The 22,015-nt window shown below is 53.2% G+C and carries 19 protein-coding genes and 1 rRNA gene; 13 read left to right on the top strand and 7 right to left on the bottom strand.

Going from position 1 to position 22,015, the window contains the following annotated elements; genetic code table 11:
* From dnaA to gyrA, 8 genes are all read left to right on the top strand, one after another.
* Positions 1 to 1,302: a chromosomal replication initiator protein DnaA gene (gene dnaA, locus ACI0CA_RS00005; protein WP_308449492.1), complete on the top strand. Its 1,302-nt coding sequence runs from the start codon at positions 1 to 3 to the stop codon at positions 1,300 to 1,302.
* 573 nt (positions 1,303 to 1,875) lie between these two features.
* A complete protein-coding gene (dnaN, locus tag ACI0CA_RS00010; protein ID WP_343285327.1) occupies positions 1,876 to 2,982 on the top strand; it encodes a DNA polymerase III subunit beta in 1,107 nt (368 codons plus the stop codon).
* A gap of 180 nt (positions 2,983 to 3,162) precedes the next feature.
* Complete coding sequence (locus ACI0CA_RS00015; protein WP_316520741.1) at positions 3,163 to 3,384, top strand: RNA-binding S4 domain-containing protein; 222 nt, start codon at positions 3,163 to 3,165, stop codon at positions 3,382 to 3,384.
* A 4-nt stretch (positions 3,385 to 3,388) separates the two neighbouring features.
* Positions 3,389 to 4,555 (top strand): DNA replication/repair protein RecF, encoded by a 1,167-nt coding sequence (gene recF / locus ACI0CA_RS00020; RefSeq protein WP_412264877.1) that lies wholly within the window; start codon positions 3,389 to 3,391, stop codon positions 4,553 to 4,555.
* The gene (remB, locus tag ACI0CA_RS00025) at positions 4,540 to 4,875 is read left to right on the top strand and encodes an extracellular matrix regulator RemB (protein WP_412585814.1); all 336 of its coding nucleotides are present in this window, start codon (positions 4,540 to 4,542) and stop codon (positions 4,873 to 4,875) included. The genes recF and remB overlap by 16 nt, the downstream gene beginning before the upstream one ends.
* A gap of 18 nt (positions 4,876 to 4,893) precedes the next feature.
* Positions 4,894 to 5,355: a hypothetical protein gene (locus ACI0CA_RS00030; protein ID WP_412264873.1), complete on the top strand. Its 462-nt coding sequence runs from the start codon at positions 4,894 to 4,896 to the stop codon at positions 5,353 to 5,355.
* 454 nt (positions 5,356 to 5,809) lie between these two features.
* On the top strand, positions 5,810 to 7,759 hold the full coding sequence (gene gyrB, locus ACI0CA_RS00035; protein WP_308449497.1) for a DNA topoisomerase (ATP-hydrolyzing) subunit B: 1,950 nt from the start codon (positions 5,810 to 5,812) through the stop codon (positions 7,757 to 7,759).
* A 30-nt stretch (positions 7,760 to 7,789) separates the two neighbouring features.
* Positions 7,790 to 10,345 (top strand): DNA gyrase subunit A, encoded by a 2,556-nt coding sequence (gyrA, locus tag ACI0CA_RS00040; RefSeq protein ID WP_395506992.1) that lies wholly within the window; start codon positions 7,790 to 7,792, stop codon positions 10,343 to 10,345.
* Between the two features lie 62 nt (positions 10,346 to 10,407).
* Here gyrA and ACI0CA_RS00045 read toward each other — a convergent pair whose 3' ends face one another.
* Both ACI0CA_RS00045 and ACI0CA_RS00050 read right to left on the bottom strand, forming a co-directional pair.
* Entirely contained in the window at positions 10,408 to 11,838 is a 1,431-nt protein-coding gene (locus tag ACI0CA_RS00045) for an MBL fold metallo-hydrolase (protein ID WP_308449498.1), read from the bottom strand.
* A gap of 9 nt (positions 11,839 to 11,847) precedes the next feature.
* Complete coding sequence (locus ACI0CA_RS00050) at positions 11,848 to 12,393, bottom strand: NUDIX domain-containing protein (RefSeq protein ID WP_417072700.1); 546 nt, start codon at positions 12,391 to 12,393, stop codon at positions 11,848 to 11,850.
* Positions 12,394 to 12,601: 208 nt separating this feature from the next.
* Between ACI0CA_RS00050 and ACI0CA_RS00055 the strand changes: the two genes are divergently transcribed.
* The 3 genes from ACI0CA_RS00055 (at position 12,602) to ACI0CA_RS00065 (ending at position 14,468) form a co-directional block, all read left to right on the top strand.
* Entirely contained in the window at positions 12,602 to 13,234 is a 633-nt protein-coding gene (locus ACI0CA_RS00055) for a hypothetical protein (protein WP_446806642.1), read from the top strand.
* Positions 13,235 to 13,260: 26 nt separating this feature from the next.
* The gene (locus ACI0CA_RS00060) at positions 13,261 to 13,728 is read left to right on the top strand and encodes a hypothetical protein (protein WP_446806641.1); all 468 of its coding nucleotides are present in this window, start codon (positions 13,261 to 13,263) and stop codon (positions 13,726 to 13,728) included.
* A 119-nt stretch (positions 13,729 to 13,847) separates the two neighbouring features.
* Positions 13,848 to 14,468 carry a DUF5412 family protein gene (locus ACI0CA_RS00065; protein ID WP_412385004.1) on the top strand — a complete coding sequence of 207 codons (621 nt, stop codon included), beginning with the start codon at positions 13,848 to 13,850 and terminating at the stop codon, positions 14,466 to 14,468.
* Positions 14,469 to 14,523: 55 nt separating this feature from the next.
* Here ACI0CA_RS00065 and ACI0CA_RS00070 read toward each other — a convergent pair whose 3' ends face one another.
* The 3 genes from ACI0CA_RS00070 to ACI0CA_RS00080 form a co-directional block, all read right to left on the bottom strand.
* Positions 14,524 to 16,005, bottom strand: a complete 1,482-nt coding sequence (locus ACI0CA_RS00070; RefSeq protein WP_412354760.1) for an L-fucose/L-arabinose isomerase family protein — start codon at positions 16,003 to 16,005, stop codon at positions 14,524 to 14,526.
* A gap of 139 nt (positions 16,006 to 16,144) precedes the next feature.
* Entirely contained in the window at positions 16,145 to 16,990 is an 846-nt protein-coding gene (locus ACI0CA_RS00075; RefSeq protein ID WP_308449504.1) for a glycerophosphodiester phosphodiesterase family protein, read from the bottom strand.
* Positions 16,991 to 17,017: 27 nt separating this feature from the next.
* Entirely contained in the window at positions 17,018 to 17,971 is a 954-nt protein-coding gene (locus ACI0CA_RS00080; RefSeq protein ID WP_343285334.1) for a helix-turn-helix transcriptional regulator, read from the bottom strand.
* 116 nt (positions 17,972 to 18,087) lie between these two features.
* Here ACI0CA_RS00080 and yicI point away from each other — a divergent pair, with 116 nt between their 5' ends.
* Positions 18,088 to 20,424 (top strand): alpha-xylosidase, encoded by a 2,337-nt coding sequence (yicI, locus tag ACI0CA_RS00085; RefSeq protein ID WP_308449505.1) that lies wholly within the window; start codon positions 18,088 to 18,090, stop codon positions 20,422 to 20,424.
* A gap of 138 nt (positions 20,425 to 20,562) precedes the next feature.
* On the opposite strand, the gene ACI0CA_RS00090 is transcribed toward yicI, so the two are convergent.
* Complete coding sequence (locus tag ACI0CA_RS00090) at positions 20,563 to 20,766, bottom strand: DUF1858 domain-containing protein (RefSeq protein ID WP_176820418.1); 204 nt, start codon at positions 20,764 to 20,766, stop codon at positions 20,563 to 20,565.
* 288 nt (positions 20,767 to 21,054) lie between these two features.
* Here ACI0CA_RS00090 and ACI0CA_RS00095 point away from each other — a divergent pair, with 288 nt between their 5' ends.
* Positions 21,055 to 21,621, top strand: coding sequence for a hypothetical protein (locus ACI0CA_RS00095; RefSeq protein WP_308449506.1), 567 nt, complete (start codon positions 21,055 to 21,057; stop codon positions 21,619 to 21,621).
* Between the two features lie 131 nt (positions 21,622 to 21,752).
* Here ACI0CA_RS00095 and rrf read toward each other — a convergent pair.
* Positions 21,753 to 21,869 (bottom strand): 5S ribosomal RNA (gene rrf, locus ACI0CA_RS00100).
* Positions 21,870 to 22,015: the final 146 nt, after the last annotated feature.

Raw genomic sequence — 22,015 nt, forward strand, 5'->3', positions numbered from 1 at the left:
ATGGAATCATTCTTAGAAGCATGGGACCTCATTTGCGACTACTGCAAAAAGCAGGTCACCGACGTGAGCTATGAAACCTGGTTCAGCAAGCTCGTCCCCATCTCGCTCGATTTCGGAGCAGGCGTTGCAATCATTCAAGCGCCGAACGAATTTAACAAATCCACCATCGAGCGCGGCTTTCACAAGTGCTTGAACGACGCCGTACAGAGCGTTTTCGGCGAAGCTTTCACCTATAAGCTCATCACCCCGATGGAGAAAAAAGAAAAAGAGCGCGTGCCGGACGATGACGAATACGAGTACACGTTTGAAACGTTCATCGAGGGCAGCTCCAATAAATTTGCCTGCGCAGCCTGCCGCTATGTTGCAAAAGAGCCGGCCAAAAACTACAATCCCCTCTTTATCTACGGCAACTCCGGCCTCGGCAAAACGCACCTGCTCAACGCCATCGGTCACGAGCTCAAAAAGAATTTCCCGGATAAGGATATCATTTACGTCAAGGGCGACCAGTTTGCAAACGAGCTGATCGAGGCCATCCGCGCCGGTACCACCGTGAGTTTCCGCGAAAAGTACCGCAAGGCCGACGCACTCCTCATCGACGATATTCAGTTCATCGCCGGCAAGGAATCCACGCAGGAAGAGTTCTTCCACACATTCAATACATTATACGAATCCAAAAAGCAGATCGTTTTAACAAGCGACCGTCCCCCGCGCGACATCGCTACCTTGGAAGATCGTCTGAAGACCCGCTTTGAATGGGGCCTTACCGCCGATGTGCAGCCGCCGGACTTTGAGACCCGCATGGCAATCATCAAGCGCAAAGCCGAGCTTGTCGGTCTCAGTGTGCCGGACAACGTCTGTGAATTTATCGCACAGAAGCTCAAGAGCAACATCCGCCAGCTGGAAGGCACGGTCAAAAAGCTCAACGCCATCCATCTTGTGGAAGGCGCCACCCCCACTATCAGCACGGCACAGCGCGCCATCAGCGACATCGTAAACAACGAGCAGCCTGCGCCTGTCACCGTCAGCAAAATCATTGAAGAAGTCGGCCGCACCTACGGCGTTTCCCCGGAAGATATCAAGTCCTCCAAGCGCAACGCAAATGTTTCCTTTGCGCGCCAGATCTCCATGTATGTCGTGCGCGAGATTACACAGATGCCTATGGTCGAGATCGGCAAGGAATTCGGCGGCAGAGACCACTCCACCGTCGTTTACGCCATCCAGCAAATCGAAGAAAAATCTGCGCGCGATCCCGTGACGAAGGCCACCGTCAGCGACATCATCAAAAATATTCGCGACCGCTGATCTTCTTTCACCCCTAAAGTGCTCCATTTCCCTTATTCTTTCCTATATACTGGAATACAGGCAAATTCGCTGTACTTTTAAAAATATCAAATACAGAGCATTTCCTATAACGTTCTGTATAATTGTCGTAGACTTTCTTGTGGCTATCTTTGAAGCACAACCACAAGATATAGGGTATGATCTCCAGTGTCCTTACACACGAAAGTCAAAATAAAATCAACGAGTTTTCAACATTTCACACAGAGTTTTCAACTGCTCTGTGGACGAAATCAAATTTTCCACACTCTCCACAATCCCTCCACATCCATTTTCGCAAAACTTTCGCGCGATTTTCACCTGTCCAAAGCCACTTTTTGAAGTTTCCAACTTTTTCACACCCTCTACGACTACTGCTATAACTTATACTTAAAATAAATATAAAAAAGGACCGCAAGCTTACTCCTTCCACATCTCCACACCCAAAAACACATAGAAATGTAAAAAACCAAAATGCGCGGTAAAACTTCCGCGGTCCAAAATGCTAAACAAAAGGCCAAAACCACAAAACCGCGCAGAAAGGAAGAACTTATCCACATGAAATTCACCGTAGAAAAAAGATTGTTGAACGAAGCCGTAACCAATCTGCAAAGAGCGGTTTCCTCCAAAACTTCTATTCCGGCGCTCGAAGGCATCCTCATCCGCAGCGAAGAAAACCGCCTCATTTTAACCGCTTACGATCTTGAAATCGGCATGCAAACCGAGCTACCCGCCATCATTTCCGCGCCGGGCGCGATCATCCTCACCGCAAAGCTGTTCGCCGAGATCGTCCGCCGTTCGCCGGACGAGGACATCACCATTGACGTGGACGACCGCAACACCGCCACCATCACCTCCGGCGTGAGCTGCTTCACCATCATCGGTATGGATTCGGCAGAATTCCCGGAGCTGCCGAAAATCACCGACGCCGATACAATCAAAATGCCGCAGGAACTCTTAAAAAGTATGATTCGCCAGACGCTTTTTGCCGTCGCGGACAGCACCGCAAAGCCGATCCATCAGGGCAGTTTGTTCAAAATTGAAAACGGAAATTTAGATGTTGTGTCGGTTGACGGCTACCGGTTGGCCCTGCGCCGCGAGGCGATTAACTACGCGAACAACACCGAATTTGTCGTTCCTGGAAAGACACTTTCCGAAGTACTCAAGCTCTTAAAGGACAGCGAGGGCGAAGTGGAGATTTGTCCGAGCCGCCGCCACATTTTGTTCCGCATCGATAATTATACGGTTATTTCTGCTTTGCTCGAGGGCGAATTCCTCGATTATAAATCGGCACTGCCGAAGGATAAAAAAACCGAAGTTACGGTTTCCACTCGTACGATGATCGAAAGTGTCGAGCGCGTTTCGCTTCTCATCACCGACCGCCTGAAAAGCCCGGTGCGCTGCGTGATTGGCGAAGACACCGTCAAGCTTTTCTGCACCACCACCATGGGCCGTGCCACCGACCAGATTTCAGCGGAAATTTCCGGAGACCAGCTTGAAATCGGTTTCAATAACAAATATTTACTCGATGCACTCCGCGCGGCGGAGACCGACGAAGTTCGACTGCAGCTCGGCGGCCCGATCAGCCCGATGCTCGTTCTGCCGAAGGAGGGCGACGCGTTTTCGTTCCTCGTCCTGCCGGTACGCCTGCGCAGCGAAATGTGATCGATGTTTCACGCGCTGTCCGCCATTCACGGACAAGTGTTACGACTTTCGTGAAACATTAACTTGTGAAGCTTTGACACCAAAATCTAAAGTATAAATTCCGTACAACTTTAATGCGCGAACAAACGCGAAGATTCGTACATTAAATTTATCTTTATTTTATAAAGGATCGAATATATTATGAAAAATGAGATCATCACGATCACAACGGAGTTCATCCGTCTGGATGCACTTTTAAAGCTTGGCGGCGCGTTGGATACCGGCGGACAGGCCAAATTCGTCATTCAAAACGGCGAAGTCGAAGTAAATGGCGAAGTCTGCACCATGCGTGGAAAGAAAATGCGCGACGGCGACTATGCCGAATATAACGGCGGCCGCTATACGGTAAAAGTGGAGGAATGAGCCGGTGAACGTACTGCGCCTCGGCTTTGAAAATTTCCGAAATTTGTGCCCGGGCGAAATTTTTCCGGGCGAAACCATCAATGTCATTCACGGCAGCAATGCCCAGGGCAAAACGAATTTGCTTGAGGCCATCTGGCTTTTTACGGGCGGACATTCGTTTCGCGGCACAAAGGATAGTGAGTTGCCGGTTTTAAAAGACGGCAAAAATGCGCCTGCGGCCTCACTTTCCATGACGCTGTTTACAGAAGGACGCGAGCAGGAGCTAAGGCTCGAACTGCGCGACGGTCGGCGCTCCAGTGTCATCAACGGCGTGGAGAAAAAGACCGGCTCGGCGCTTGTGGGCAAGTTCTGCGCCGTCATTTTTTCGCCGGAGCATCTTTTGCTCGTCAAAGAAGGCCCTTCGCGCCGCCGCGCGTTTTTAGACGGTGCGTTGTGCCAGTCCCGCCCGGCATTTACGCGCGTTTTGGCGCATTATAATAAAGCTCTCATGCAGCGCAATGCGCTTTTAAAGGATATTCCGCGTCACCCGGAGCTTATCGATACGCTTGATGTTTGGGACGAGCGCCTTATTCTGTTCGGCACGGAGGTCGTACAGGAGCGCGCTGCGTTCTGCAAAGATCTGGAGCCGCGTGCGGCGGAAATTTACCGGGGTATCGCGAAAAACAGGGAGGAAATCACGCTTTCTTACGCGCCGTTTGGCGGTGCGGAGACAAAAACGGAGATTGCCGAGCGGTTTTCCGAAGCGCTGAAAAACGCCAGAAATGCCGATGCTCGCGCGGGGTTTACGTCCGTCGGCCCGCACAGAGATGATTTGATGCTCACCATAGACGGACTTTCCGCCAGAACGTTCGGTTCGCAGGGGCAGCAGCGCAGCATCGTGCTGGCGTTAAAGCTTGCGGAAGCCGATATTCTGTACCGAAAAACCGGCGAGCGCCCGGTTATCTTGCTCGATGACGTGATGAGTGAGCTTGATATGAGCCGCCGCGATTATCTTTTGAATCACCTTGACGGGCGGCAGGTGTTCATCACGTGTTGCGACCCGGAAACTGTGCGCCTGATGGAAACGGGACGCGGGTTCTATGTGGAAAAAGGCACGGTGCGGCAGGATACGGACGAAAAAGCAGGGGAAGTGCACGCGGAAAACGAAACGCCGACTTGCGAAAGCGAGTAAACCTGTGGTATGATAAGGAGCATGGTATGTATATTCACCTTGGTATGGGCGTTGTAGTGCGCGAAGAAGACGTCGTGGGCATTTTCGATATGGAAAACACCACGGTCTCCGGCGCAACGCGCGATTTTTTGAAGCGCGCCCAAAAAGAGAACCTTGTGGAAGACGTGTGCTATGACCTGCCGCGTTCCATTGTGGTTTGCAGAGACTATATCGGCGGCGAGCGCGTGTATATCACGCAGATTGCTCCGGCCACGCTTTTAAAACGCTCCCGCGCGGAGATCGGCGGCATTGCGCTGAGACCGCACGCCAAGGGACTGTAACAGAAAGGATCTTCATTTATGCAGTATTTCGGCATTCCTACCTGTCCGTATTGCAAAAAGCATGTCAACCTTGTTCGCACGTGGAGATTGAAGCGTGAGGGCGAGTATAAATGCCCGCGCTGCGGCGGTATTTCCAATATCTATCTTTCTCCGCTCGTGTATGTGTTTGCCGTGCTGGCTATCTGCGCCGGCGTGTGCATCTATTTCTTCCATAAATTCGTTTTGGATGACATCAAGCTGTTCACTTGCCTGCAAATTTTCATCCCGTTTGCGATTTTCTTCTTTTTAAGCCTTTTCACGGTGTATTTAAAGCGCCCTGTCATCCGCAGAGTACAACGCGAAGCCCCGCGACAGGCTCCGCAGCGCAATGCGGAACCGGAAAGACGTGCTCCGAGCCGTGACGATACGTTTACGGAGATGAATACGGGCAGATACAGAGAAAATAACGAGCCGGAGCGCAGAGTGAACCGACGCGTCTGAATTCTGACGGCAAATAAAATGTAAAGGTCTTTGATTAAACTTTCTTCAGAAAGCTTATAGAGCCTCGGGGCAAAGCCCTGAAAAACAGAAAATCCACACGGAAAAGAGCTGCCGAATTGTAATTTGCGGGCGGCTCTTTTTGCGTTCTTACCGACCGAAAAACCGCAGGAAATAGGGGAAAGCGGTGTGCATTTTCAAATATACATGCTTTTGTATGTTTATGCACAAAAAACCGCAGAAAATCTAAGCTTTCAGCCGACATTTTTCAAAAATGACCTTGTAAATTTTACCGTTTTGTACTATACTATTATATAAAGATAACCGCCTGCGGAACTGTACAAATGAAACAGGCGGCGTTTCTCTTTGAATAGATAACGAATGAATGTCTTTTATTTCAAAGGCACAAAAACACATTCGGCGTTTTCGTGCCGAAGAAAGGAAAATGAGAGTTAATATGGATATTAACGAAATGACGCATGTGGATACGAATTACGATTCGGATCAAATACAGGTCCTTGAAGGTCTGGAAGCCGTCCGCAAGCGCCCGGGCATGTACATCGGCTCTACCGGTCCGCGCGGCCTGCACCACCTTGTTTACGAAATCGTAGATAACGCCATCGATGAAGCGCTTGCAGGCTATTGCGACCGCATCGATGTGCGCATCCTGCCCGGCGACATCATCTGCGTACAGGATAACGGCCGCGGCGTGCCGGTCGGCGTGCAGCACCAGACGGGGCTGCCGGCTGTGACGGTTGTGTACACCATTTTGCACGCCGGCGGCAAATTCGGCGGCGGCAGCTATAAGGTTTCCGGCGGTCTGCACGGCGTTGGCGCTTCCGTCGTCAATGCGCTTTCCTCGTGGCTGGAGGTCGAGGTGCGCCAGGGCGGTCACCTGTACCGCCAGCGCTTCTCACGCGGCAACGCGGAATATGACCTGCAGGATCTCGGCCCCATCGAAAACCCGGAGCAGACAGGTACCATGGTTACGTTTAAGGCTGACCCCGAGATATTCAAAGAAACCACCGTTTATGATTTTGCCACGCTCGAAACGCGTCTGCGCGAGCAGGCATTTTTGAACGCCGGCGTCAACATCATCCTCACCGATGAGCGTGACCCGGAGAACATCAAAAGCGACCGTTTTCACTACGAGGGCGGCGTAGCAAGCTTTGTGGAGTACTTGAACCGCAAAAAAGCAGTGGAGGTCATCCACCCGGATGTAATTTATTTCTCCGCGACCGCGCCGGACAACAACTCTACCTGCGAAATCGCCATGCAGTATACGGACAGCTTTAACGAGCTGATTTTGTCCTTTGCAAACAACATTCACACGGTGGACGGCGGTACGCACGAAGACGGCTTCAAGCGCGCCTTAACGCGCGTGATGAACGATTACGCAAGAAAGTACAACATCTTAAAGGAAGCCGATAAAAACCTTTCCGGCGAGGATGTACGCGAGGGCCTCACGTGCGTCATCAGCGTAAAGGTGAAGGAGGCACAGTTCGAGGGCCAGACGAAGGGCAAGCTCGGCAATACGGAAATCAGCGGCCTTGTCAGCAATCTGATGAGCGACAAGCTGATGACGTTCCTTGAAGAGAACCCCGCCGTGGCACGCGCCATTTTCGACAAAGCCATGGCGGCCTCCCGCGCAAGAGAAGCGGCGAGAAAGGCAAGAGACCTTGTGCGCCGCAAATCTGCGCTTGAAAACGCAACACTGCCCGGCAAGCTCGCAGACTGCCAGTCCCGCAACCCGGAAGAGACCGAAATTTACATCGTCGAGGGCGATTCCGCAGGCGGCTCCGCAAAGGGCGGCAGAGACCGCAAATTTCAGGCGATCCTCCCCTTGTGGGGTAAAATGCTGAACGTTGAGAAGGCACGCTTAGACCGCGTTTACGGCAACGATAAGCTCATGCCGGTCATTACGGCGCTCGGTACGGGCATCGGCGAAGAGTTCGATTTGAATAAGCTCCGTTACGGCCGCGTCATCATCATGGCCGATGCCGATGTCGACGGTTCGCACATCCGCACTTTGCTTTTGACGTTCTTCTACCGCTATATGCGCCCGCTTGTCGAAGAGGGACACGTGTACATCGCACAGCCGCCGTTGTTCCGCATCACGAAGAATAAGCGCCACTATTACGCGTATTCCGATAACGAGCGCGACGAGATCATGACGCAGCTGCAGAGCGGCTACGATATTCAGCGCTACAAAGGCCTTGGTGAAATGGACTCCGAGCAGCTTTGGGAGACGACCATGAACCCGGAGACCCGCGTCATGCTGCAGGTCACGCCGAGCGATGCCGCACAGGCGGACGAAATCTTCACCATTTTGATGGGTGATAAGGTAGAGCCGCGCCGCGAGTTCATTGAGCGCAACGCAAAGTACGTAAAGAATCTGGACATTTAAGCGCGAAAGGATCAGCAAGCAATGGATAATATGGAAGAAAAGAAGGAAAACCTCATACAGGTGGACCTCAGAGAGATCATGGAGACGTCGTTCCTCGATTACTCCATGTCCGTTATCGTGCAGCGTGCGCTGCCGGACGTGCGCGACGGCTTAAAGCCGGTCCACCGTCGTATTCTCTACACCATGTATGAAAACGCTCTGTGGCCGGAAAAGGCTTACAGAAAGTGCGCGGATACCGTCGGTTCCGTACTGGGCCGCTACCATCCGCACGGCGATGCTTCGGTTTATGACGCGCTGGTGCGTCTTGCGCAGGATTTTTCCATGCGCTATATGCTCATTGACGGCCACGGCAACTTCGGTTCCGTAGACGGCGATCCGCCTGCTGCATACCGTTACACGGAAGCCCGCATGAGTAAGCTTTCTGTGGAAATGCTGAAGGATATTGAGAAGGACACGGTCGATTTCTCCCCGAACTACGACGACCGTTTGAAAGAGCCGAACGTGCTGCCCTCTCATTTCCCGAATATCCTCGTAAACGGTTCCACCGGTATCGCCGTCGGTATGGCGACGAACATTCCGCCGCACAACATGGGCGAAGTGCTTGATGGCGTGTGCGCTATGGTGGATAACCCCGATATCGACCTTGACGGCCTCATGCAGTACATTAAAGGGCCGGATTTCCCGACCGGCGGCATCATTATGGGCCGCAGCGGTATCCGCGCCGCATACGGCACCGGCCGCGGCAGAATTTACGTGCGTGCCCGCGCAGAGATCGTGGAAAAGCCGAACGGCCGCTACCAGATCGTCGTCACCGAGCTGCCGTATCAGGTCAACAAAGCAAGACTCATCGAAAACATCGCAGAGCTTGTCAAGGATAAGCGCATCGACGGCATCTCCAATATCGACGATCATTCCGACCGCAACGGTATGCACATTGCCATCGACATCAAGCGCGAAGCTTCCCCGCAGCTCGTTTTGAACCACCTGTATTCGCTTACGCAGATGCAGATCACGTTCGGCGTCATTATGCTGGCCATTGTAGACGGTCAGCCGAAGCTGCTCACCCTGCGCGATATTCTGCAGGAATACATCAAGTTCCAGAGTGAAGTTGTGCTGCGCCGCACGCAGTTCGACCTTAAAAAGGCGCAGGAGCGCGCCCACATTCTGGAAGGCCTCATGATCGCGCTCGACTTCATCGATGAAGTCATCGCCATCTTGAGAAATTCCAAGTCTATCCCGGAAGGCAAAGTCGCCCTCATGGAGCGCTTCGGCCTTGACGATGTGCAGGCACAGGCCATCGTGCAGATGCGCCTTGGCCAGCTGACCGGCCTTGAGAGAACAAAGCTCGAGGAAGAGCTTGCCGCACTGCGCCTGAAGATTGCGGATTTCCTCGACATCATCGCAAGCGAAGCGCGCCGCTACGGCATCATCAAGGATGAAGCCATGGAGATGAAGAAGCGCTTCAGCGACGAGCGCCGCACGGAGATCGCCGCCATTTCCGGCGAAATGGACGTGGAAGACCTCATCCCGGAGGAAGACTGCGTCTTGACACTGACGAACTTCGGCTACGTAAAGCGCCAGACGCTCGACACGTACCGCACACAGCGCCGCGGCGGACGCGGCATCTCCGGCATGAGCCGCCGCGAAGAAGACGTTGCGAGCGAGCTGTTCATTGCAAATTCGCATGACTTCGTACTGTTCTTCTCCGACAGAGGGCGCGTGTACCGCTTAAAGTGCTACGAGATTCCGGAGGGCTCCCGCACAAGCCGCGGCATGAACATCACAAATCTGCTGCCGCTTGAGCCCGAGGAGCGCATCACCTCTATGCTGCGCGTCACAAAGTCCGAGGAGGAAGACCACTTCCTCACCATGGTCACAAAGAACGCCGTCATCAAGCGCGTTGCGCTCTCTGCGTTCCGCAATGTGCGCAAAAACGGTCTTATCGCACTCGATCTCGCCGAGGATGACGAGCTCAGCTGGGTGCGCCTGACGAGCGGCAGCGATGATCTGCTCGTTGCAACGCGCTTCGGCAAGGCCATTCGTTTCCACGAGGCCGACGTGCGCGAAATGGGCCGTCAGGCCCGCGGCGTGCGCGCCATCCGTCTTGCAGAGGGTGACGTTGTGGTCGGCATGAGCGTCCTGCGCGAAAACGGTCTCGTGCTTACGGTTTCCGAGACCGGCTACGGCCGCCTCTCGAACCCCGAGGATTACCGCCTGCAGCATCGCGGCGGCATGGGTATCCTCAACTACCACGTTGAAAAATACGGCAATGTCGCGGCCATTAAGGTCGTTGATCTCAATGACGACATCATTCTCATCGCAGATGACGGTGTGATTATCCGTATCGAAGCCGGTTCCATTCGCATCTGTGCACGTCCCAGCAAGGGTGTTCGCGTGATGAAGGTCAACGAGGGCAGCAAGGTTATCACTATGGCCCGCGCCCCGCATGACGACGAGGAAGAAATCAGCGCCGTAGAAGACGACGGCACCGCCGAAGAGGGCGAAGATGAGCCCGTAACGGAAGCGGAAGACGTCATCCGTGACGATGAACCCGCAGAAGAAACAGAAGAAACCACGGAAGAGTAATTTTCCGGGCAATAAAAAAGAGCGTTGGTCAGAAGACCGGCGCTCTTTTTGCAATTTTTCAATTACGCGTTCGGATCCATAATGGCGCCGTGACCGCAGCAGTAGGTGTACACGTCCGTCGGGAACAGGCTCTGCAAATATTTGCGCTCCGCGGCGGCGCGGCGGGAATCGAGGTTCACGGTGGTCATTAAATACGGTGCAAGCAGGTTAAAATCATACTGCTCTTTTGAAAAGCCCTTGATGTTCACCATGATGTCGCCGCTGAAAACAATGCGGTGCGCGTCATCCACAAGCACGATCTCGCCCTTAAAGTGCCCGCCGTTGCCGTCGAAAACACGCAGGGTAAGACCCTCAAACTCCAGCGTGCCGCGCGGGGAGATGGGTGCGTCGCTTGCAGGCTCTGTGTGCTCAATAACGCGCAGCGTGTGCATATCGGGTGGCGTGTAGCCCGTCATCAGCTTGCAGATGCGGTTATACGGCGCACAAATGCGGTTCTGCTCGCGCAGATCGGGCAGACCGTTGTTCTGCAAGGCGAAATTCAGCCGCGTTTCCTCGTTCACATAGAATGTGTCGAACAGGTCGTGCAGGCCGCAATGGTCGATGTCCGCATGCGTGACGATAAGCGTGCGCTCCATATTGTCAAAGTTCGGGAACAGGCTGCGAAAAATCTTCAGCATTTCGTCCTTGTAGCACGGAAAGCCGCAGTCGATGAACAGCAGCTTGCGGTTTTTCTCCAGAATATACGTGTTGCCCCCGCACGGCGGCTCGATGATGTGCATTGTAAACCCGCCGAACAGACTGCGCTGCGAAATGCGCGCGCGGAAGTTTTCACCCTTAAAGCTGTGCAGCATTTCGGCGATTTTGCCGATGTACGAAAACGTCTTGTGCGGCGCTTCGCCTTTTTCGTCAAGGTGCTGCATCAAAAGGTTGGAGTCTGCAATGAGCGCGTCCATATCTTCCTGCGGCAGGTGCAGAGTAGAAGCCAGCTGGTGCGCAAACGAAAGGTAAAACACCGTGTTATCGAGCACCTTTTGGCTTTTGTCGTAGTTTAAAACACGCATTTCGCACAGCTTTGCGGCGCGCTCTAAAAACGCCTTCGTCTGTGCGGGATCCTGAATGTAAATGCCGACCTTTAAATCCTGATGGTCGGTGTCGTTTTCCTGCCCGCTCATGTATGTGATGTTAAAATTAAAGCTGTCGATGAGCTCCAAAACGGGCAGCACGGCGCTCGGTACGTTCGGCAGGTGGAATTCCAGCAAAATCGTTTTGCCGGGGTTATCCTCGTTCAAAATATAGCCTACGTCGTTTAAACGCACAGCGATGGTATCAAGCTGCGCCTGTGAGCCGCTGACCTCCAAAAACAGCACGTGCAGGTCAACGGCTTTATTGTAGCTGACGCGCGTGATGTTCGCGCCGGACTGCGCCACAATGCGCGTAGCCTTCAAAAACGCACCGGCCTTGTTCGGCAGCCGCGTGATGAATGTTCTTTTCATGTGCGCCTCTTAAAGCTTGCCGGCCTTTATGAGCGCGGCGGTCTTCAAAATGCCCACCTGCGTTTTGGAATCGGGGATTTCATTGTTTAACACCATCTCAACGGCTTTGTCGAGCGGAATGCGCTCCACTTCAAGGAACTCATCCTCGTCTAAGTGCATTTCGCCTTTTTGGGCCACACGGCACGCCCAGATGCGGATGATCTCGCCGCAGTAGCCGGGAGAGGGGTACAGATTGCCGAGCGAAATGTAGTTTTCGCCCGTGGTGCCGGTTTCTTCCATCTGCTCGCGCTTTACGGCCTCAAACGGGTCTTCGCCCTTTTCCAGTTTGCCGGCGGGCAGCTCCAGCAGCACTTCCTTGTACGGATAACGGAATTGGCGCACAAGCAGCACTTCATTTTGTTCGGTCAGCGCCGCCACGCACACGCCGCCGTTGTGACACACAACCTCTCTTGCACTCGTTTTGCCGTTTTCCAGCTCCACGGTGTCGCGCAGCACCTTGATGATGCGGCCCTCAAACTTTGTTTCGCTTGTCAGTGTTTTTTCAAAGAGCTTCATAAACTGTCGTTCCTTTCTCTTTATGATAAAAACTGCTTGATTTTCTCGGGGATATTACCCTACTATTATATAAACATTTTCTTAATTTCGCAAGGCGCGGGCGGGATTCTCTTGCATAAATCCCGCGAATGTGGTACATTTTATCAGAACCAAAAATTTCTCGCGGCGGTGCCGCGTGCTATATCCCATTTTTGAAAGGAACATGAACATGAAAACCTGCATTCGTTTGCTGTGCGCCGTTTGCTGCGCCGCGATGCTGCTCACCATGACCGCCTGCTCAGGCGGCAATAAAAATACGTCTTCCGCCACGGCAGAAGCGACCCCGGCGCCGGAGATCACTCCTGCGCCGGAGGCAACGGCGGCCCCCGAAGAAGAACCCACCCCTGCGCCCGAAGGCAACACGTCTTCCGAAACGGGCGAAAATCGCCACACAAGCACCTTGCCGGTACCGGAAACAGGCAGCGAGGAATTCCGCGCCGCGTTTGAAAACAACCCCATCGATACGCAGTATGCGGACGATATGGAAACGGCGGGCTCTGTTGCGGGCATGATTACTGCGTGCAACACGGCTTCCGACAGCTGGAAAGAGCAGATTGATTCCGTCTACACGCAGATTTTGGAGTATGGCGACGATAAAACGGTCGAAACCGTCAAAGAGGAGCAGTCCCACTGGGTGAACGAGCAGAGCACCGCTTTGCAGGACATTCGCGATTCCGTATCGGAGGATGACCCCCTTGCGGCCATCACCGTGGCAGAGAGCATCATGGTCTATTACCGCACAAGGGCCATCGACCTTTGCGCCGTATTATACGATATTAACGGCACGTTGGCGTTCGGCTAAAATCAAAAAATACAGAGGATTTGTATATGAAAAAAGCATTCGGCGCAATTTTGATCGCGGCTATTCTCATTGTCTGCGTCGTTACCCTCACGGTGCAGCGCGGCGAAAACGCCATGCTGGAGTTTCCGGAGCGCCCCGCAGAGGGCTGCACGGTGATGTCTCTTGAAATCACCGACGGCAAAGCGCAGACCGAAGTTATCGGCACGTACAACGTAAATGAAAATGTGCTGACGATGAACACCTCGGCGCTTGAAAACGCAGAGCCTACGGAAAGCGGCGAAAACTACATATACACGCTGCCGGAAAGCATCCCGAATTTTTATTTCAGCGACACCACGCAGGGCCTTTTGCTCTACAAGGGATATTTATACGTGGTGACGGCGACGACGAGCGGCCAGACGCTGGAAATCATAAATCTGAAAACCGGCACCCTCGGCGGCAAAATCTACTATTCGCAGTTTTTGAAGGAAGAAACGTCCTCCGCGGCGGAATAAAGCATTTTTACGAACTTAAACCATCCACCGGACGCTTTTTTGGCGTAGGAAGCTCAGTCGCAGGAGTTTCCTGAAAAGCGAGTAAAGCAAGTTTTGGAAAAACAAAAAGGTGACGCACTATGGAAAAGACCCGAAAAACGCGTAAAAACCCGGTGTATTCGCTGTTTCAAAAAATCCCGTCTTTCGGAAAGCTTGTTTTGGTTTTAGCAATGCTTTTTGCGAATATCCCGCTGTATCGGTTTTATTCTGCGGCTGGAACGGTTCTTCCGCAGCTTGTCACGAATTTTGTGTTCGTCCTTTATATTGCGCTGTTTGTAAATGTGCTGTATTATGCCGTGCTGACGTCTTATATCGTGCAGAAAAGCGATGAGACGAAAAGCCACAGCTGCACGGTCGTGTCTGCGGGGTCGGCCGTCAGCGTGATCGTCCTTTCCATCGGCATCACGCTGTTTGGCACCTTTGTGCAGCAAAATGATTTAGATACCCTGCTCCGGCATAGCGACTCCCCGAATGAGAACTACACGGTCGAGGTGCGTGGAAGCCGAAAAGACCCGTACAGCGGGTACGACGCGGATGTGTATTTGATTGATAACAAAACGAACACGCGCGAGTATATCAACGCACTCACCGACGAGCAGCACATTTACATTAAATGGACATCGGAAACAGAATTTTATATCGGCATGACGGATTATATGATCACTGATAAAGGCGTGACATATCAAAGACATCAAAATTAGAACAAAAAAGGCAGCCTGCATGCACACGCAGACTGCCTTTTATTTTTACGAAAAATTACTTATTAAACGGGTTCTCGGACGGATAGGGCAGGGACTTCGGCTGGTTGTAGCCGATGTTCTCGACGCCGAGGTACTTGAAGACCTCAAACAGCGCCTTGCCATAGTGACCGAACGCCACTGCGCCGTGGTGCGGGAAGTTCTTCTCAATGAGCACATGGCGGTAGAAGCGGCCCATTTCCGGGATGGCGAATACGCCGATGGAACCGAAGGAGTGGGACGGTACGTTCAGCACTTCGCCCTCTGCAACGTATGCGCGCAGCTGGGTGTCGGCCGTGCTCTGGAGACGGAAGAACGTGATGTCGCCCGGGGCAATGTCGCCTTCGAGCGTGCCCTGCGTAACCTCAATCGGCAGGGAGCGCGCCATGATCTTCTGGTACTTCATGGAGCAGAACGCCAGCTTCTTGGAGCAGGTGTTGCCGCAGTGGAAGCCCATGAAGGTATCCTTCTGCGTGTACGTGGTCTTGCCCTTGATGTCGCTGTTGTAGAGGTCTGCCGGAACGGTGTTGTTGATGTCGAGCAGCGTGACGGCATCGAGGCTGACGCAGGTGCCGATGAACTCGGAAAGCGCGCCGTAGATGTCCACTTCGCAGGAAACCGGGATGCCCATGCCGGTGAGACGGCTGTTGACATAGCACGGAACAAAGCCGAACTGCGTCTGGAATGCCGGCCAGCACTTGCCTGCAATGGCGACATACTCGCGGTAGCCGCGGTGATCCTCTACCCAGTCGAGCAGGGTGATCTCATACTGTGCGAGCTTCGGCAGAATCTCGGGCTTCATGTTGCCCTTGCCGAGCTCTTTTTCCATGTCTTCGACGACCTTCGGAATACGCGGGTCGCCCTCGTGCTTATTGAACGCCTCAAAGAGATCGAGTTCGGAGTTTTCTTCAATCTCAACACCGAGGTCGTAAAGCGGCTTAATGGGCGCGTTGCAGGCGAGGAAGTTCAGCGGGCGCGGGCCGAAGCTGATGATCTTGAGGCTCTTCAGGCCGATGATCGTTCTTGCAATCGGCATGAACTCGTGAATCATGTCCGCGCACTCGTCAGCGGTGCCGACCGGGTATTCCGGAATGTAAACCTTTACATTGCGCAGCTTCAGGTTGTAGCTGGCGTTCAGCATGCCGCAATATGCGTCGCCGCGGCCGTCCATGAGGTCTTCTGCGGATTCTTCCGCGGCCGCACAGAACATAACGGGGCCGTCAAAGTGCTTTGCAAGCAGCGTCTCGGAAATTTCCGGGCCGAAGTTGCCAAGGTAAACGACAAGCGCGTTGCAGCCTGCGTTCTTTACGTCTTCAAGCGCCTGTACCATGTGGATCTCGCTCTCCACGATACATACGGGGCACTCATAAATTTCGGTAGCACCGAACTTCTTTGTGTAAGCGTCGATCAGTGCCTTTCTGCGGTTGACAGAAAGGGATTCCGGGAAGCAGTCACGGCTGACGGCAACAATGCCGACCTTGACCTGGGGAATGTTGTTCATAAAGTGATTCCTCCTGTAAATAAACGGGTGTGTATGTGTTTTGTGCCGAAAAAACGGCGCAAACGATTTGTATGTACAACTCATACACGGCTATTGTAGCGCATCGCGCGGAAAAAATCAACAGGAAAAAACGGGGTTATTATTCGTCTTCGTCTGTAATCTCCGGGCGAATGAACTCAAAAATGCACAGGGCGCCGGCGTTTTTGCACACTTTGTACTCCTCCGCTGTGCGCAGCGTCCAATTCACTTCCTGCATCTTCATTTTGTCGCAGGCAATGCGGTGGCTGATGTTGTTTCTGAAATGCACGTCATACGCTTCAAAGTGCGGGCGGGTGAGGACATTCGTCCACAAGTTTCTCCAGAACAGCGCGCGGAAAAAGCCCTTGCACTCCTCGTCCTTGCCTTCAAAGTGACCCATCAGCTGACCGCGCAGCACATACGGGTGGTTCTTCCTGAACCACCGCACAATGTACGGGTCAAATGATTCTACGCAGTACGGGCCTTTATAGTTGCGCAGCAGCTCCCACACGAGCGGGCACAGCAGATCGGCATCGTCGTAGTGCTTCAGTTCAATGATGAGCGGCGTTCTGCCGTCCACAAGCGCCAGCACGTCGCTGAAAAGCGGTACGCGCTCCTCGGTGTTCTGCAAACGGTACTGCTGTAATTCCTTATACGTCAGGTCGCCGATGGAAACATCCGCGCCGCAGACGCGCTTTAAGCTGCGGTCGTGGTGCACAACGACCTTCTTGTCCTTTGTCAGCTGCAGGTCAAACTCTATGCCGTAGCCCGCTTCCACAGCCGCCTTAAAGCCTGCCATGGAGTTTTCCGGCACGGAAAGATCTTTTTCGTGCAGGCCGCGGTGGGCATAGTCATATTTTTTCATCTCGGCAAAATCGCCGCGCGGCGAAGCCGGCGCAATGCAGAAAAGCCACGCCAGAAAGCCCAGACATACAACAATCAGTACGATCAAAATTCCCCAAATCATTTTTACCCTCTACTTTACTTTTTAAGTTTATTTCGGCACCTTGATTTCTTCCAGCTTTTTGCGGTACTGCAAAGGCGTAGCGTCGTATTCGGTGCGGAATACTTCGATGAAATAGCTCATGGAGTTAAAGCCACAGTCCATGGCAATGTCGAGCACGCGCAGATTTGTGGCGGTGAGCAGCTCCAGCGCGTGGCTTAAACGCACGCCGTTGATGAATTGCACCGGCGTTTTCAGTGTATACTGTTTGAACACGCGGCAGAAATGTCCCTCGCTCATGCCGGCGGCGTGCGCAAGCTGCTGTACGGAGACGGCAGACCGGTAATTTTCCTGTATAAACGCAATGGCGGCCTTGATGCTGTCCGCTGCGGCGCGCTTAGAAGCGCTGATGCGCGCCGACACGCCGTTTTGCACCAGTGCGCCGAACGCCGAAAGCATGGCGGCTTTTACGGGAAACTCAAAAAACGGCGGGCGGTTTTCCAGCATTGTGTACGCGGTCTGGAACGCGGCGGAAACGCTTTCGTGCAAATTTGTTCCGGCTCTGATCAGCCGCGGCACGGTCAGCTCGCCGTCCAAAACGGGCTGTATGTACTTTACGCGAATGATGTCATTTGCGGTGCTGCACAGCAAATCGGGGCTGAACACGATGGCTTCAAAGTAAAGCTCCTCGCCGGCTTCCACCGGCACGGCGGCGTGCAGCTCTCCGCTGTTGAAAAACACAATGTCTCCGGCGTGGGCCTCAAACAGATCGGTGCCGCACTGCACGGTCAGCGTGCCCTGCATCACACGGAAAAGCTCCATTTCGCTGTGCCAGTGACAATCAAGCGCGTGAAAGCGGTCTTCGCGTCGAATGCAGTAGTTCATCACGGGCATCAGCGCGTCGCCGTGGCGGCGGGCCTCCCGCATGCGGTCAAATTGATTTTTGTCCGTAAAACGCACCTCCTTTTTAGGCTCAGTGGTCAGGATTGTTATAAAAGCGGACAAATTAGCGGTAGACTTTCCAAAGCATATCGCTTATACTTATGATAGAGCAGGCGCGCGAAAAGCGCAAGTGCCAATAACGGAATTTTTGAATTTTTTTGAAAGGCAGTGAGCTGAATATGAAATTTACGAAAGGCTACTGGATGAACCTTCCCGGCGTGACGAACACGGACGCCGTGCAGGTTCGCGAAGTCAAGGTAGAAAACGATCGCGTTTACCTCTACACCGTGCCGTACCACGCAGACATGCGCGCCATGGGCGGCCCGCTTCTGGAAATGTACATTTCCTCTCCGCAGCCGGATATCATCCGCACGGAAGCGTACCACTTTATGGGCAGCAACCAGAAAATGCCGGCGTTCGAGCTGAACGACGCACACTGCGCACTGGAGGTCGAGAACACCGAAACGACCGTGACGATCAAGAGCGGCAACACAAAGCTCGTCATCGGCAAGAACCCGTGCAGCTTTGATTACTACTATAAGGACAAGAAGCTGACAAGCATCGGCAACCGCTTCGGCAACGCGATGATCAGCACCATCTCCACCCCGGACGGCAACTACATGCGCGCCCAGATGAACCTTGACATCGGCGAAAAGGTCTACGGCCTCGGCGAGCGCTTCACCCCGTATGTGAAGAACGGCCAGACCGTGGAGACCTGGAACGAAGACGGCGGCACCTGCACCGAAATTTCTTACAAGAGCATTCCGTTCTACATCACGAACCGCAACTACGGCGTGCTCGTGAACGACCCGGGCCCGGTCTCCTATGAGATCTGCTCCGAGCATGTCACGCGCGTACAGTTCTCCGTGCCGGGCGAAAAGCTCGACTTCATGGTCGTTGGCGGCGACAGCATGAAAAACGTGCTTGAAAACTACACCACGCTTTCCGGCAAGCCCGCACTGCCGCCGGCATGGACATTCGGCCTGTGGCTCACCTCCTCCTTCACAACGAAGTACGACGAAGAGACCGTCATGGGCTTCGTAAACGGCATGAAAGAGCGCCACATTCCGCTGCACGTGTTCCACTTCGATTGCTACTGGATGAAGGAAAACGAATGGTGCAACTTCGACTGGGATCGGGCCATGTTCCCGGATATCGAGCACCAGCTGCAGGTGATGAAGCACGAAAACAACCTCAAGATCTGCGTTTGGATCAACACCTATATCGGCCAGAAGTCTCCGTTGTTTAAGGAAGCGAAGGAGCTTGGCTACCTTCTCAAAAAGCCGAACGGCGACGTTTGGCAGTGGGATCTGTGGCAGGCCGGCATGGGTATCGTGGACTTCACGAACCCGGGTGCATGGAAGTGGTATCAGTCCAAGCTGCGCCACCTGCTCGACCAGGGCGTCGATTGCTTCAAGACCGACTTCGGTGAGAGAATCCCGACCGATGTTGTCTACTACGACGGCAGCGATCCGCTCCGTATGCACAACTATTACACCTACCTTTACAATAAGTGCGTTTGGGAAGTGCTTGAAGAGTACAAGGGCAAGAACGAGGCATGCCTCTTTGCAAGAAGCGCCACGGTCGGCGGACAGAAGTTCCCGGTACACTGGGGCGGCGACTGCTCGTCGAACTACTCCTCCATGTCCGAATCCCTGCGCGGCGGCCTTTCCCTGTGCCTTTCCGGCTTCGGCTTCTGGAGCCACGACATGAGCGGTTTCGAGGGCAAGGCTCCGGCGGACGTTTACAAGCGCTGGGCGGCGTTCGGCCTGCTCTCCACGCATTCCAGACTGCACGGCTCCGATTCCTACCGTGTGCCGTGGCTGTTCAGCAAGGAGGGTGAAGAGAACGGCGAGGAATCCGTAGCCGTTGTCCGCAAATTCTCCGAGCTCAAGTGCACCCTGATGCCGTACATGTTCTCCACTGCGGTCAATACACATAAAACGGGCGTGCCGACCATGCGCGCCATGGTTCTGGAATTCCCGGATGACATCCCGTGCGAAGACCTCGACCGCCAGTATATGCTCGGCGACAGCCTGATGGTCGCGCCGGTCTTCACGAAGGAAGGCGACGTCACGTACTACCTGCCGGAGGGCAAGTGGACGCACCTGCTCTCGAACGAAAAGCGCGAGGGCGGTCACTGGCTGCGCGAGAACTACGATTTCTTCTCTCTGCCGCTCTTTGCGAGAGAAAACTCCATCGTTGCCATCGGCGCGAACAACCAGCAGCCGGATTACGATTACGGCAAGGACCTCACCCTGCACGTTTTCGAGCTTTCCGATAAGGCGAGCGCAAAGGTTTGCGACAGCAAGGGCAACGATATGCTCAGCGTTTCCGCAGTGAACGAGAACGGCGTTATTACCTTCAAGTTCGACGGCAAGGCAGAGAACCTCAGCGTGCTGCTGCGCAACGTGGAGAACGTGAAGAACGTCTCCGGCGCAGAAGTCGAGCAAAATGAGCTCGGCACTGTCCTGAAGGTAAACGCAGACCTCAGCGACGTTGTTGTAACGCTCTGATAAAATTAATCCAACACCCGCAGAACGGCATGAAAAACCGCCCTGCGGGTGTTTTTCTGCAACGCTTTATGCGATCAAAAAGAAAGCGCAGAGCACGGGGAAAACCCACGCTCTGCGCTTATCTTTATCTTAGAAAAATTACTTCTTGCTGTTCAGATATTCCTGAATGGCAGAAAAGACCTTGTCAACATCCAGGCCGTGTACGGCACATGCGTCCTCAAGGGACTCGTGGATGGAGGACGGGCAGCCTACGCAGTGCATGCCGGACTGCATCAGCACATAAGCGATGCCGCGGTCATAATCAAGCATTTCGCCCATAGTGGTCTGCTTTGTGATTTCCATCTGAAAACATCCTTTCTTGGTATAGCATCCCATCGGGTCGCCCCGATCTATCCGTATAAATCAAACTCCCGCAAACTTCGCGTGAACTCTAATCTACACGAATTTAGTATACAATAGGATATGCCAAAAAGCAAGTGTTTTTGCAGATTTTTGGCATATGCCTTAAATTGGAAGAAACGACAAAACAGGGGGGAAAATTCAGTCAACTTGCGCCTTGACGCTGCTGCGCATTTTCCTTTATAATCAAGGTAGAAAAATATTACCATTTTCAGAAAGGCGGATGATTTTATGAAAAAACGAATGACCGTAATGCTTTCTTTGTGCCTTAGCTTGCTCCTGCTGTTGTCCGCCTGCGCTTCGGGCGGCAGCACGGCAAAAAATGCGGAAAAAGCCGCGGCCGCGTTGGCGGAAAGCATGCTGAACGCGCCGAGTGAGCCTATGCAGCGCTTCGGCAGTATTTTGGAAAGCGGCGAAGAAAGCGCCCTTACGGCGTACAAAGATGCTTGGGAAGACGAAAAAGCCCTGTGCAGCGAAAACGGCTTCACGAGCTTCATTGAAGAAGTACTGACCATGCAGCTTATGGCGGACGAAATGAACGAGACCGTGAAGGTGACCGCCGTCAAGACCGAGCCTTACGAAGAAAAAGACCGCGTGGTGCGCTTTACGGCGGACGTCACCGTGAACGATACGGAAAACATGACGGTTAGCGGCAAATGTCAGTTTGATGAAGACGGCAAAGTCTCGTTCATCGAGCTCGATACGGACGAACTTGAGATGACGCTCATCGCAAACGATAACGCCGACCCCACGCAAAAGCCGCCCGCAAACGGCAACGCCATTACGTTAAACGAGTAAGCAAAAGCCCGCAAAAAACTGCGGGCTTCATTTTTTGAATTCGGTATGCGCGGCACATAAAACCGCCTGCAAGCCGAATTCCTGTTTTTAAACATAAAAAAACGAACATCCTATTGGATGTCCGCTTTAAGTGTTGGCGCCAACCTATCGTCCCGGGCCGTTGCCAGCCGAGTATTTTCAGCACAAACGAGCTTAACTTCTGTGTTCGGTATGGGAACAGGTGGACCCTCGTTGTAATCAACACCAACTATTCTGTTTGCCGCCTCATCTGACGGCTTTGTTATAATACCACATCCATTCTGAAATTGCAAGCCTTTTTTCAAAAAAATTTCAAAAAGTTTTGAAAAAACTATATATAGTTAAAATTTCACCGATTTCTCTAAATATAGAAGCT

The organism is Hominenteromicrobium mulieris (genome assembly GCF_046197855.1).
Lineage (GTDB): Bacteria > Bacillota > Clostridia > Oscillospirales > Acutalibacteraceae > Hominenteromicrobium > Hominenteromicrobium mulieris.